We start from the raw sequence: 12,936 nt of genomic DNA, 5'->3' as shown, positions 1-12,936 counted from the left end.
CCGCGGCTGCGAGGCTTTCTTACAAGATTCAGTGGTCTAAATCAGATAGCAGTTACGTTAACTGCAGCTGGACCTTTCTGGCCGTCCTGAATTTCGAACTCAACGTTCTGGCCTTCAGCCAGAGTTTTGAAGCCGTTACCCTGGATAGCGGAGAAGTGTACGAACACATCTTTGCTGCCATCAGCCGGAGTAATGAAGCCAAAACCTTTAGACTCGTTGAACCACTTAACTTGACCTTTAATCTTTGCCATTTGCAAAATTCCTTAGACTGTTTTCTTCGCCCGTGGGGCACTTACATAGATAAAACTGACACATGACTGCATGAGGCACTAATATAAGGTTCGGCAGAGAAGCGGTATTCAACGACAACGTGTTTACTCAGGACTTCTTTACTGAAAATGCCACACATAAACAGAACTGTACCTCGTTTAACCCGAAACGTGTTATCACATACTACGTAAATAATGGCAAGCCATTTTTAGACGGCTCTCGATCGCTCGCACAAATTATAAGGGAATCATTTGATCACCTGCACATTTATGCGACTTTGCTTCCTCTGGCTTATCCTTCTCCCTCCGCGCTGGCGCCGCTGAGACGGCCCCCTGCCTGGGAGTTTATCCGCCATTGCTCAATGACTTCAGCTTGCCGGGCCCCGCGTAGAGCCAAGCTGCCAATTTTAGGGGGAGTCAGAAAGCATTGCATAAAGATGCATTTAAAAGCTCATATCGATAGTTGAAAAATTGCTTTACAGGCCCATGGCATAATATCGAAGCGCGTTAATTGAAGTACTTAAAATATTGTCTATACTTCATCGCAATAATGAACGCCTGATGACAGTCAGGTCTTTCCTGTTCTTTTATTTGATGAATTAAACAAACTAATTAAAGAGAGCATAAACGCGCCGCCTCCGCTTGCCGGTGGGCAGGTTTACGTTCGGAAGAGAATTTATCGATAAGGATACGTTATACACCGGGGGAGATACAGGCGCACACCGTCACGATGTACACCTGACAATCAGATTAGCGCTCTGCGACCAGACGAATGAAGTCGTCGTCGCCTTTCCCCTTCTCGGCGATGGAAGGTTCTGCGGCACTCTCCTTCTCTGGCTCATTGGCCTCGCAGAGACGGCGCAGCAGCGCGTTTTGCCGCTTTTGCTGATCCAGCAGCGCCTGCAGCAGCGCTATCTGCTCATTAGCGCGCGAGCTGGCGCGATTAACAAAAAACCATAACAACAGGCCGACAAGCAACAGCACAACTGAAAGCGCCACGGATGCCAGGCTTACAATCCCAGGATTTAGTAACTCACTCATTTCACCACCTCAAAGAGAAGGCGTTTATTCTACCACCCGCGCGGCAGAAGAAAATCAGTCATATTAAAAATGTCTTACCAGGGAATAAATTTATTGATAGTGCAGATGCCGCTGAAGAACTGTACATCCTGATCGCACATTACGTTAAGCATCTGAGTCCATAGCAGTAAACAACCTGCGATGATGACTATCAGCAAAACCCAGCGTAATTTTTTCACTCCACACTCCGCATCAGTACCAGATGTCGCCAGGATAACATGACCTTCTTAAACCGCGGCTAACTGTAATACGAAAGGCAAGTTTAGGAATCATAGACTTGTTTCAAACGATGTTCATGCCAGAATGGACGCAAGGATAATACAAATAATGAGGCAACAATGCGATTGATCATTCGTACCATTGTGGTGCTGGCTATCTTGTGGATTGGCGTATTATTAAGCGGCTACGGCGTATTAATGGGCAGCAGTGAGAATGCCGGGGGGCTGGGATTGCAGTGTAAATATCTCACGGCTCGCGGCATCAGTACCGCACAATATGTTCATTCCAGCAGCGGTATTATCGGCATTACCGATTGCCCTATCCTGCGAAAAAGCGCCACGGTTGTTGATAACGGCTAGTCACGATCGGGCTACAGACGCTGTAGCCCGATTTACGCACAAGGTCAGAACGGATAATCGTTGTAGCCCATCTGTTCTGAAATTTTACGCGCCGCCGTGTGCAGCATCGCCACGTACTCGTTCAGGCGCTCTTCCGAGAAACGCAGCGTCGGGAAAGAGATACTCAGGCCCGCGATAACCACGCCGAAGCGGTCGAAAACCGGAACCCCGATGCAGCGCAGTCCCTCTTCCTGCTCTTCGTTATCTTCGCCATACCCCTGCTCGCGGACCTTATCGAGAACCGCCAGCAGCTCTTCGGTGCTGGTGATAGTTCGGTCGGTGCTGCGTTTGTACTCCACCCCTTCCAGAATCTGCTCAACCTCGGCACGATCGCGCCAGGCCAGCAGCACTTTACCGATCGCGGTGCTGTACAGCGGGTTACGACGCCCGATGCGCGAATACATGCGCAAATTGTACATTGAGTCGATTTTGTGGATGTAAACAATGCTGTCTTCATCCAGGGCGCCCAGGTGGACGGTCTCTTTCGTCAGGCGTGAAAGCTCGCGCATCTGAATATCAGCGCTGCGCACCAAATCAACGTTCTGCAAAGCCCGCGCGCCAAGTTCGAAGAGTTTCAGGGTCAGAGAATATTTCTCGGACTCACCTTCCTGAGCTACGTATCCCAGCGATTTCATGGTCTGCAAAAAGCGATAAACGGTGCTTTTTGACATCATGACGCGCTGGGACAGTTCGGTAATGCCAATTTCACGCTCTTCGCCAAGCGCCTGCAGAATGCCAAAAACCTTCAATACCGAAGAGACAGAATCTGGCTGTTTATCCAAATCTGCAACTGCCATTTATCACCTCATCGCAACTGTTTTATAAAAATTAGAACCGGTTTTTATTATAAATTCGCATCCCGTTACCCGCAATCGTTCTTCTGCCGATTCGTTACAAATCTGCGACATGCCGCTGAATAATCAATGCTAAAATTATTAACCAGTTAATAGTTCCCGATAAGATACAGACTTCACATGGATAAAAACATCTCCGATGGGCTGCCTTTACCGCAGCGTTACGGCGCCATTCTGACCATTGTATTAGGCCTGGCGATGGCGGTGCTGGACGGCGCTATCGCCAACGTCGCCCTGCCGACCATCGCCAGCGATTTAAACGCATCCCCGGCCTCTTCAATCTGGATAGTTAATGCCTACCAAATTGCTATCGTTATCGCGCTGCTGCCGCTCTCTTTCCTCGGCGATATGGTCGGCTACCGGCGTATTTATAAAATCGGCCTGGTGCTTTTTACCTTCACGTCACTGGCCTGCGCGCTCTCCAGAAGCCTGGAAATGCTGACCCTGGCGCGCGTGGCGCAGGGGCTCGGCGGCGCGGCGCTGATGAGCGTTAACACCGCGCTGATTCGCCTGATTTATCCTCAGCGCTTTCTCGGCCGCGGGATGGGGATCAACTCTTTCGTGGTGGCCGTCTCCTCCGCGGCGGGGCCGACCATCGCCGCCGCGATTCTCTCAATGGCTTCATGGCAATGGCTGTTTCTGATTAACGTTCCGCTGGGGATTATTTCACTGCTTCTCGCGATGCGCTATCTGCCAGCTAACACCGGCCGCAGCAAGGTTACCCGCTTCGACCTGCCGAGCGCCATCATGAATGCCCTCACTTTTGGCTTACTGATTACCGCCCTCGGCGGGTTCGCTCAGGGCCAGTCAGGCGCGCTGGTTGCGGCGGAGGTTATGGCCATGCTGGTCGTCGGGTTCTTTTTTGTCCGCCGCCAGCTCAAAATGCCGGTCCCCCTGCTGCCGGTTGACCTGCTGCGCATTCCGCTATTCTCTCTGTCAATTTGTACGTCGATATGCTCTTTTTGCGCCCAGATGCTGGCGATGGTTTCGCTGCCGTTCTTCCTGCAGTCAATGATGGGGCGTAGCGAGGTGGAAACCGGTCTGCTCCTGACGCCGTGGCCGCTGGCCACTATGGTCATGGCGCCGCTGGCGGGATATTTGATTGAGAAAGTTCACGCCGGGCTGCTGGGCGCGATGGGTCTAATCATCATGGCCTGCGGCCTGTTCGGCCTGGCTTTACTGCCCTCCGCGCCGTCGGACCTGGATATTATCTGGCGAATGGCGCTCTGCGGCGCGGGCTTTGGTCTGTTCCAGTCCCCCAACAATCACACCATCGTCTCGTCAGCGCCGGCTCATCGCAGCGGCGGCGCAAGCGGCATGCTGGGGACCGCGCGCCTGCTTGGACAGAGCACTGGCGCCGCGCTGGTGGCGCTGCTGTTTAACCTGCTGGGCGATAGCGGAACCCACACCGCCCTTCTGCTGGCCGGAACGTTTGCCGTCGTCGCGGCCGCCGTCAGCGGGCTACGCGTCACGCAGCCGCGCGTCAGGCTGTAACGCAAAACCGGCATAAAAAAATCCGCAGCCCGAAGGTTGCGGATTTTTGTTTTCAGGGCCAGGCGCGACGGTTATTTCAGGTATTCGCCGCTGCGCAGGGCTTCAATACGTTTATCCAGCGGCGGGTGAGTCATAAACAGCTCGCTCATGGATTTCGCTTTGCCGTTAATGCAGAACGCCATCATGCTGCTGGCCTCCTGCGGCTCATAGCTGGTTTTCAGCCGCTGCAGCGCGGCGATCATTTTCTCACGCCCTACCAGCTTCGCTGAACCGGCGTCCGCATGGAACTCGCGGTAGCGGGAGAACCACATAGTGATGATGCTGGCCAGAATACCAAATACCAGCTCCAGCACCGTGGCGACCGCAAAGTAGATCAGCGGGTTGCCGTTGCTGCTTTCACCTTCATCGCGGTTGCCGCCGAGGAAGCCCGCCGCAATCTGCGCGATAACGCGCGAGATAAAGATAACGAAGGTGTTCACTACCCCCTGGATCAGCGTCATGGTGACCATATCACCGTTGGCGATGTGGCTAATCTCATGGGCGATAACCGCTTCCGCTTCATCACGGCTCATGTTCTGCAGCAGCCCGGTACTGACCGCCACCAGCGACGCATCGCGGCGCGCGCCGGTCGCGAAGGCGTTAATATCCGGCGCATGGTAGATAGCGACCTGCGGCATAGCGATGCCCGCCTGGCGCGCCTGCTGCGCGACGGTATTCATCAGCCAGCGCTCGGTTTCGTTACGCGGCTGCTCAATGACTTCCCCACCCACCGATTTCAGCGCCATCCATTTCGACATCAGCAGCGAAACGATTGAGCCGCCGAAACCAAACAACAGGGCCATGATCAGCAGCCCGGTCATGCTGCTTGACTGAATTCCCGTCAGGCTCAGCACCAGCCCGAACACCACCATCACTGCCAGGTTGGTCAGCAGGAAAAGCGCGATTCGCATCATAATTTTCTTTTAACCTCGATTTAACAAAACGCACTATGCGATTACCCACATGGTATGGGTAGAACGCCAATTTTCAACCATCAGGCCCCGCTAAGTCACGAGAAAGACACAACTTTACATTTTGTAGCATATTGCTGACGCTGGGCAAAAGCGTTGACATTTTGTTGAAATCAGGCAATGAACGTTGGGAAAGGCGAGAAAGAAAACGGGCACAACTTAGTGTGCCCGTTGGGGGATTATTTACTGGCCGGCGGCTCGACCGCTGGCCGATCCTTTTCCTCATGGGCCAGGTCGAGCGCAATATGAACCGTTTCATCAAGATACGGGTCAGGCTCCTGGTAATCCTTCGGCAGATCTTCCAGTTTTTTCAGTAGCGGCTTGCCTTCGCGTTTCAGGCGATCGTTAACGCGGGCCAGACGAATCGCATCATCTTCTTCATTCTCCTTTTCACGCTGCGCGTAATTCAGGGAGACGATGTTGCGTTTGTCTTTCATCGCGTTATAGCGAGCAATGTCCTTCATGATGTACTGGAACTCAGGATCCTTGGCGATACGCGCATCGTGGCGCTTCAGCAGCTCGGGTCCGAACGGCGTCAGGTCACCATACTTCACGAAGGTTGCTGCATTGACGCTATCCCACGGCAGCGCGTTATCTTCATACTGCTCGCCGGTTTCACGCTCTTCGGTTCCGGTCGGCATCATGATGTCCGGCGTCACACCCTTGCGCTGAGTACTCCCGCCGTTAATACGGTAGAATTTCTGGATGGTGTACTGTACGGACCCCAGCGCCGGCCAGTCAGGGCGCAGCATCTGATCGTAAATGCGGTTCAGCGAACGATACTGCTGGACGGTCCCCTTGCCAAAGGTCGGCTCACCGACGATCAGCGCGCGGCCATAATCCTGCATCGCGGCGGCGAAAATTTCAGAAGCCGAGGCGCTGAAACGGTCGACCAGCACCACCAGCGGGCCTTTGTAGTACACCACGCCGTCGGTATCGCTGTCTTCACGCACCTTACCGTTATTATCGCGAACCTGGACAACCGGGCCGGATGGAATAAACAGGCCAGAAAGCGAAACCGCTTCGGTCAGCGCCCCGCCGCCGTTGCTGCGCAGATCGATAACGATGCTGCTAACGTTCTGTTTCTCCAGTTTCTGCAGCTGAACCTTGACGTCGTCCGTCAGGCCAACATAGAAACCCGGAATATCCAGCACGCCAACCTTCTCTTTGCCGACGGTTTTGACTGACATCTTAACCGCGCGGTCTTCAAGACGAATGCGTTCGCGCGTAAGGGTCACAATCCGCGTTTTCGCGCCTTTACCCGCCGGGAGAATTTCCAGACGAACCTTGCTGCCCTTGGGACCTTTGATCAGCGCCACGACATCATCAAGACGCCAGCCGATGACATCAACCATGCCTTTACCCGGCTGGCCAACGCCAACGATACGGTCGCCCACGCTGATGGATTTACTCTTCGCCGCAGGACCACCGGCCACCAGTGAGTTGATCACCGTGTAGTCGTCATCCATCTGCAGTACCGCGCCGATACCTTCGAGAGACAGGCTCATTTCGGTGTTGAACTGTTCGGTATTGCGCGGAGAGAGATAGTTCGTATGCGGGTCGATTTCACGCGCAAAGGCGGTCATCGCCAGCGAGAAAACGTCTTCACTATTGGTTTGCGCCAGACGGCGAATGGCAAACTTGTAGCGACGGGTTAGGGTCTCGCGAATCTCTTTATCATCTTTGCCAGCCAGCTTGAGGCTGAGCTGATCAAACTTCACCTTGGCATCCCATAGCGCATTCAGCTCGGCCTCATCTTTCGGCCAGGGAGACTTGCTGCGGTCAAGGTTGAAGTTGTCATTGCCGGTAAAGTCCATCGGACGTTCCAGCACTTTCAATGCATATTGATAACGCTCAAATCGACGCTTCTGCGCCAGGTTATACAGGTCGTAAAAAACGTCCAGCTTCCCGCTGCGCAGCTCATCGCCGATTTGATTCTTTTTCGCGGCAAACTGGGCCACGTCGCTGGCTAACAGCACGTTATGGCTGTAGTCGAGCAGGTTCAGGTAGCGATCGAAAATTTTTGCCGAAAAGGCATTATCAAGATCGAACTGCCGGTAGTGAGAGCGGGTAAAGCGCGATGTGACGCGCTCGCTCACCGTCGCGTGCTGCGGCTCTTCTTTCAGCACGGGGATTTGATCGATCCGGGTGATATCGTCCACGGCGAACGACTGGCCTGCGATTACCAGCAGGCCCGCCAACGCGGTGAGCTTAAAGAATTTGTTCATGCCTGGCCCGGCCTCCGTTTCAGAACACCAGGTGTTCTGCGCGTACAATCATTGACATACCAGAAGTCAGCTGTACACGAACGCCATCTTTGGTGATTTCCAGGACGGTGGCGTCCATTGCATTATTGCCTGCTTTCACCTTCAGTGCCTGGCCAACGGTCAATACAGACACATCTGATACAGGGGTATGACGCTCTTCGCGCGGCGCTTTGGCTGCTGCTGCCGGGCGAGGTTTACGCTGCTCAGCGCCGTCTTTACGACGCGCCTGAGGCTGAGGACGCGGTTTACGCTCGCGACGTGCCCCCTCTTCCGGCTGGCCTGCTGCGGCAGCGGCTTCGCGTTTTTTGGCCTGCTGCGCTTCGCGCTGCGCCTGGACGCGGGCTTTTGCTTCTTCAAGCTGCTGACGGGCATGAGCGACGTGCTGCTCTTCCAGTTCGCCGCACGGGTTGCCGTCAAGGTCAACGCGGACTGCGCCAGGCTTAACGCCGTACAGGTAGCGCCAGCTCGAAGTATAAAGACGCAAAGCAGCGCGAAGTTGGGTTTTGCTGAGATTCATCTCTCCGCCAACGCGCTCAACGAGATCCTGAAAAATACCGACTTTCAGGGGGCGAGCTTCGCCTTCAGCGCTAAAACACTGAGGGAAACGTTCGGCCAGAAACGCAATGACTTCTTTACTGCTATTCAACTTAGGTTGATTTTCCATGAAATTTCCTGATTACAACGGACGTAGCCAACAAGCCGCAGGCATGAACAGGCGTCATTATAATGACGTCATCGGTAAATGCTACGTTATCCGTTGATTATCCTGCGACGCGGGTGAATATTTTTTGATAATCAGTCGCAGAAATGAGTTTTTCCAGATGCGCGACCAGTTCTGCCAGTCCCTGCTCATCTTCAGCGGTGAAGCGGGAATGCGCCGTGCTATCGATATCCAGGACGCCGATAGTTTGATTGTTCACCCGTAACGGGAAGACAATTTCCGAATTACTGGCGGCGTCACAGGCGATGTGCCCATCAAACGCGTGAACTTCCTCTACCCGCTGCACGCAATTCTGCGCGACGGCAGTCCCGCATACGCCGCGTCCGACCGGAATCCGCACGCAGGCCAGCTTGCCCTGGAACGGGCCAAGCACCAGCGTGTCACCTTCCAGAAGATAGAAACCGGCCCAGTTCACGTCGGTCAGCCGCTCGAACAGCAGCGCGCTGGTATTTGAAATCATCGCCAGAAAACTGGTTTCGCCTGCCATTAACGCCTGAAAATCGCGGTTCAAATCCGCGTAGAATTCTGATTTGTTCATTATTTGGTCGCTTAGTTGTCTTACTACCTTACACTTACAGCCTAATAAAATAAGCTTTAAATGCATTCATGCTCAAGATGAATTCATTCCTGAGTTAAGATAGAGAGATACACTCATTTCTGTAAGCTATAAATGCCACTAAAAACACCCAGGATTACGCCAGCAAAAAAAATGGTCGTCTACTCGGTCAGCGCCCCCGTTGAGCACGCTCACTATCAGCGCTGTCCGCAGTGCGACCTGCTGTTTCGTTTACCGGTCCTAAAAAAGAATCAAAGCGCCTGGTGTCCCCGCTGCAACGCCAAAGTGCGCGATGGCCGCGACTGGTCGCTTACCCGGCTGGGCAGCATGGCAATCGCGATGCTGCTGCTGATGCCTTTTGCCTGGAGCGAACCGCTGCTGCGTTTGCATCTGCTGGGCGTGCGTATCGACGCTAACGTCCTTCAGGGCATCTGGCAAATGACCGGCCAGGGCGATCCGCTCACGGCGGCGATGGTGCTATTTTGCGCGGTCGTGGCGCCGGTGCTGCTGGTGGTCTCAATCGCCTATCTGTGGCTGGGCAACGTGCTGGGCATGAATCTGCGCCCGATACTGCTGATGCTGGAGCGGCTCAAAGAGTGGGTGATGCTGGATATTTACCTGGTCGGCATCGGCGTCGCCTCCATTAAGGTGCAGGATTACGCCTTCCTGCAGCCGGGCATCGGGCTTATCGCCTATATCTCCCTCACCCTGCTCAGTATCCTGACGCTTATCCATATGAACGTTGAGGAGCTCTGGGAGCGTTTTTACCCCCAGCGCCCGGCGCTGCGGCCGGATGAAAACCTGCAGGTTTGCCTCGGCTGCCATTATACCGGCCATCGCGATTCGCGCGGCCGCTGCCGTCGCTGCCACACTCCCCTGCGCCACAGACGCCGCCAGAGCCTGCAAAAGAGCTGGGCTGCGCTGATTGCGTCAATGGTTTTCCTGCTGCCTGCCAACCTGCTGCCGATCTCGATTATCTACGTCAACGGCGCGCGTCAGGATGACACCATCCTTTCCGGCATTATGTCGCTGGCCAGCAGCAACGTCGCTATCGCCGGCGTCGTGTTCATCGCCAGTATTCTGGTCCCATTCACCAAAGTAATTGTATTGTTTACGCTGCTGGTCAGCATACAATTCAAGTGTGAACAGGGATTACGTACCCGCATCCTGCTACTGCGGCTGATTACCTGGATCGGCCGCTGGTCTATGTTGGATCTTTTTGTCATCGCATTAACCATGTCGCTGATCAACCGCGATCAGCTCCTCGCGTTTACGATGGGGCCCGCCGCGGTCTATTTTGGCGCCGCGGTAATATTAACTATCCTTGCTGTTGAATGGCTGGACAGCCGCTTACTTTGGGACGCACATGAGTCAGGAAACGCCCGCTTCGCCGACTGAAGCCAAAATTAAAACTAAACGCCGTATCTCGCCATTTTGGCTGCTGCCGGTCATCGCGCTGCTGATTGCCGGCTGGCTGATATGGACCAGCTACCAGGATCGCGGTACGACGATCGTTATCGACTTCCAGTCCGCTAACGGTATCGTTCCTGGCCGCACGCCTATCCGCTATCAGGGGGTAGAAGTCGGTACGGTGGAGAACATCTCGCTGAGTAAAGATCTGAGCAAAATTGAGGTTTCCGCCAGCGTCAAGGGCGATATGAAAGATGCGCTGCGCAAGGAGACGCAGTTCTGGCTGGTGACGCCGAAAGCCTCGCTTGCCGGCGTGTCCGGCCTGGATGCGCTGGTGGGCGGTAACTATATCGGCATGATGCCCGGCCAGGGCGAGCTCGAGGATCACTTTGTCGCCCTCGATACCCAGCCGAAGTACCACATCAATAACGGCGAGCTGATGATTCATCTCAAGTCAGCGGATTTGGGTTCGTTAACCAGCGGCTCGCTGGTCTACTTCCGTAAGATTCCGGTCGGCCGGGTATATGACTACGCCATTAATCCGAACAATCAGGGCGTCACCATTGATGTGCTGATCGAGCGGCGTTTCACTAACCTGGTGAACAAAGAGAGCCGTTTCTGGAACGTATCCGGCGTGAAGGCGGACGTCAGCCTGAGCGGAGCGAAAGTCCAGCTGGACAGCCTCTCGGCGCTGGTGAACGGCGCTATCGCCTTTGATTCCCCGGATGATTCTCCACAGGCTCAGCAAAACACGGACTATCACTTATACGAAGACCTGGCGCACAGCCAGCGCGGCGTGGTGGTTAAACTGGATCTCCCGGATGGCGCAGGCTTAAAAGCGGGCTCTACGCCGCTGATGTACCAGGGCCTGGAGGTCGGCCAGCTCAGTAAGCTGAATCTCAATGGCGACGGGAAAGTGACCGGCGAAATGACCGTCGACCCGAGCGTCGTCAGCCTGCTGCGCGAGAAGACGCTTATTCAGATGAAGAAGCCAAAAATCTCGCTGGATAACCCCAGCGTCAGCGCCCTGCTGACCGGCACCACCTTCGAGCTGGTCCCCGGCGAGGGTGAACCCCGCAACCAGTTTGCGGTGCTGCCTGCCGATAAATCCATTCTGGAAGAGCCGGATGTCGCGACCGTCACGCTCACCGCGCCGGAAAGCTACGGCATTGACGCCGGGCAGCCGCTGATTCTGCACGGCGTGCAGATTGGCCAGGTTCTGGAACGCAAGCTGAACGCCGATGGCGTCACGTTCCAGGTGGCGGTGATGCCGGAGTACCGTTCTCTGGTACGCGGCGATAGCAAATTCGTGGTCAACAGCCGCATCGATGTTAAAGTCGGCATCGATGGCGTGGAGTTCCTCGGGGCCAGCGCCAGCGAATGGGTCAGCGGCGGGATCCGCGTTATCCCGGGCGACAAAGGGGCGATGCAAAGCCGCTATCCGCTGTACGCGAACCAGGAAAAGGCGCTGGAAAACAGCATGAGCGATCTGCCGACCACCACGCTTACGCTCTCAGCCGAGACGCTACCGGACGTGCAGGCAGGCTCCGTGGTGCTGTACCGTAAATTTGCGGTCGGGGAAATCATCACCGTGCAGCCGCGCAAGAACGCCTTTGAGATCAATATCCATATCAAGCCGGAATATCGCCATCTGCTGACCAGCAACAGCGTGTTCTGGGCCGAAGGCGGCGCGAAAGTGCAGCTTAACGGCAGCGGCCTGACGGTGCAGGCATCCCCGCTCTCCCGCGCGCTGAAGGGCGCGATTAGCTTTGATAACCTCAGCGGCGCCAGCGCCAGCGCGCGGATCGATAACAAACGCGTGCTGTATGCGTCAGAAACCGCCGCCCGCGCGGTGGGTGGGCAGATAACCCTGCACGCCTTCGACGCCGGTAAAATCGCCGAAGGGATGCCAATTCGCTACCTGGGGATTGATATTGGCCAGATCCAGTCGCTGAATTTAATTACCGCGAAAAACGAAGTGCAGGCGAAAGCGGTTCTCTACCCGGAATACGTCAATACTTTTGCCCGCGCCGGGACGCGTTTCTCGGTGATTACGCCGCAGATATCCGCGGCGGGCGTCGAACATCTGGATACCCTTTTCCAGGCCTATATCAACGTCGAGCCGGGACGCGGTGCGCCGCGCCGTGATTTCGAAATACAGGAAACCACGATCAGCGATTCACGTTATATCGACGGCCTGAGCATTATCGTCGAAGTACCGGAAGCGGGTTCGCTGGGTATCGGCACGCCGGTGCTGTTCCGCGGGCTCGAAGTCGGCACGGTGACCGGTCTGATGCTCGGTTCGATGTCGGATCGCGTGATGGTACAGCTGCGTATCAGCAAGCGTTATCAGTATCTGGTGCGCAACAACTCGGTATTCTGGCTGGCTTCCGGCTATAGCCTCGACTTTGGCCTGATTGGCGGGGTGGTGAAAACCGGTACCTTTAATCAGTTCATTCGCGGCGGCATCGCGTTTGCGACGCCTCCGGGTACGCCGCTGGCGCCGAAAGCGCAGGATGGCAAACACTTCCTGCTGCTGGAGAGCGAACCGAAAGAGTGGCGCGAATGGGGCACCGCCCTGCCGCGCTAAGCATAACAGGCTCCGGTGTCCGCCGCCGGAGCCTTTATGGTAAACTACGCCCCCTTTTTTCGTTGTGG

The 12,936-nt window shown here is 55.2% G+C and carries 12 protein-coding genes and 1 pseudogene; 4 read left to right on the top strand and 9 right to left on the bottom strand.

The features are described from left to right. Nucleotides 1–41: 41 nt before the first annotated feature. The 4 genes and pseudogenes from cspE to mgrB form a co-directional block, all read right to left on the bottom strand. Nucleotides 42–251, bottom strand: a complete 210-nt coding sequence (cspE, locus tag MKleb_RS10215) for a transcription antiterminator/RNA stability regulator CspE (protein WP_001062678.1) — start codon at nt 249–251, stop codon at nt 42–44. A gap of 12 nt (nt 252–263) precedes the next feature. Beyond that, a pseudogene (locus MKleb_RS10210) lies at nt 264–409 on the bottom strand (DUF2627 domain-containing protein). Between the two features lie 610 nt (nt 410–1,019). Next, nucleotides 1,020–1,310, bottom strand: a complete 291-nt coding sequence (locus MKleb_RS10205) for a YebO family protein (RefSeq protein ID WP_004103312.1) — start codon at nt 1,308–1,310, stop codon at nt 1,020–1,022. A gap of 74 nt (nt 1,311–1,384) precedes the next feature. Next, nucleotides 1,385–1,528 (bottom strand): PhoP/PhoQ regulatory lipoprotein MgrB, encoded by a 144-nt coding sequence (mgrB, locus tag MKleb_RS10200; protein WP_002911375.1) that lies wholly within the window; start codon nt 1,526–1,528, stop codon nt 1,385–1,387. Between the two features lie 159 nt (nt 1,529–1,687). Here mgrB and MKleb_RS10195 point away from each other — a divergent pair, with 159 nt between their 5' ends. After that, the gene (locus tag MKleb_RS10195) at nt 1,688–1,927 is read left to right on the top strand and encodes a YobH family protein (protein ID WP_004122000.1); all 240 of its coding nucleotides are present in this window, start codon (nt 1,688–1,690) and stop codon (nt 1,925–1,927) included. Nucleotides 1,928–1,971: 44 nt separating this feature from the next. On the opposite strand, the gene kdgR is transcribed toward MKleb_RS10195, so the two are convergent. After that, complete coding sequence (gene kdgR, locus MKleb_RS10190) at nt 1,972–2,763, bottom strand: DNA-binding transcriptional regulator KdgR (RefSeq protein WP_004103314.1); 792 nt, start codon at nt 2,761–2,763, stop codon at nt 1,972–1,974. A gap of 177 nt (nt 2,764–2,940) precedes the next feature. On the opposite strand from kdgR, the gene MKleb_RS10185 reads away from it, so the two are divergent. Beyond that, nucleotides 2,941–4,314: an MFS transporter gene (locus MKleb_RS10185; protein WP_014229822.1), complete on the top strand. Its 1,374-nt coding sequence runs from the start codon at nt 2,941–2,943 to the stop codon at nt 4,312–4,314. Between the two features lie 71 nt (nt 4,315–4,385). Here the strand turns inward: MKleb_RS10185 and htpX are convergent, their stop codons facing one another. The 4 genes from htpX to MKleb_RS10165 form a co-directional block, all read right to left on the bottom strand. Next, entirely contained in the window at nt 4,386–5,267 is an 882-nt protein-coding gene (gene htpX / locus MKleb_RS10180; RefSeq protein ID WP_014229823.1) for a protease HtpX, read from the bottom strand. A gap of 236 nt (nt 5,268–5,503) precedes the next feature. Beyond that, nucleotides 5,504–7,552 (bottom strand): carboxy terminal-processing peptidase, encoded by a 2,049-nt coding sequence (gene prc / locus MKleb_RS10175; protein ID WP_014229824.1) that lies wholly within the window; start codon nt 7,550–7,552, stop codon nt 5,504–5,506. Nucleotides 7,553–7,571: 19 nt separating this feature from the next. Then, a complete protein-coding gene (gene proQ / locus MKleb_RS10170; protein ID WP_004852059.1) occupies nt 7,572–8,255 on the bottom strand; it encodes an RNA chaperone ProQ in 684 nt (227 codons plus the stop codon). Between the two features lie 97 nt (nt 8,256–8,352). After that, the gene (locus tag MKleb_RS10165; RefSeq protein WP_217076636.1) at nt 8,353–8,850 is read right to left on the bottom strand and encodes a GAF domain-containing protein; all 498 of its coding nucleotides are present in this window, start codon (nt 8,848–8,850) and stop codon (nt 8,353–8,355) included. Nucleotides 8,851–8,982: 132 nt separating this feature from the next. Here MKleb_RS10165 and yebS point away from each other — a divergent pair, with 132 nt between their 5' ends. Continuing rightward, nucleotides 8,983–10,266 (top strand): membrane integrity lipid transport subunit YebS, encoded by a 1,284-nt coding sequence (gene yebS / locus MKleb_RS10160; protein WP_025106140.1) that lies wholly within the window; start codon nt 8,983–8,985, stop codon nt 10,264–10,266. Beyond that, nucleotides 10,235–12,868 (top strand): PqiB family protein, encoded by a 2,634-nt coding sequence (locus MKleb_RS10155; RefSeq protein ID WP_217076634.1) that lies wholly within the window; start codon nt 10,235–10,237, stop codon nt 12,866–12,868. The genes yebS and MKleb_RS10155 overlap by 32 nt, the downstream gene beginning before the upstream one ends. Nucleotides 12,869–12,936: the final 68 nt, after the last annotated feature.

The organism is Klebsiella sp. PL-2018, from assembly GCF_019048985.1.
Lineage (GTDB): Bacteria > Pseudomonadota > Gammaproteobacteria > Enterobacterales > Enterobacteriaceae > Klebsiella > Klebsiella michiganensis.
The sequence above is the reverse complement of the archived record's forward strand: the minus strand, read 5'-3'. Positions and strand labels throughout refer to the sequence as shown.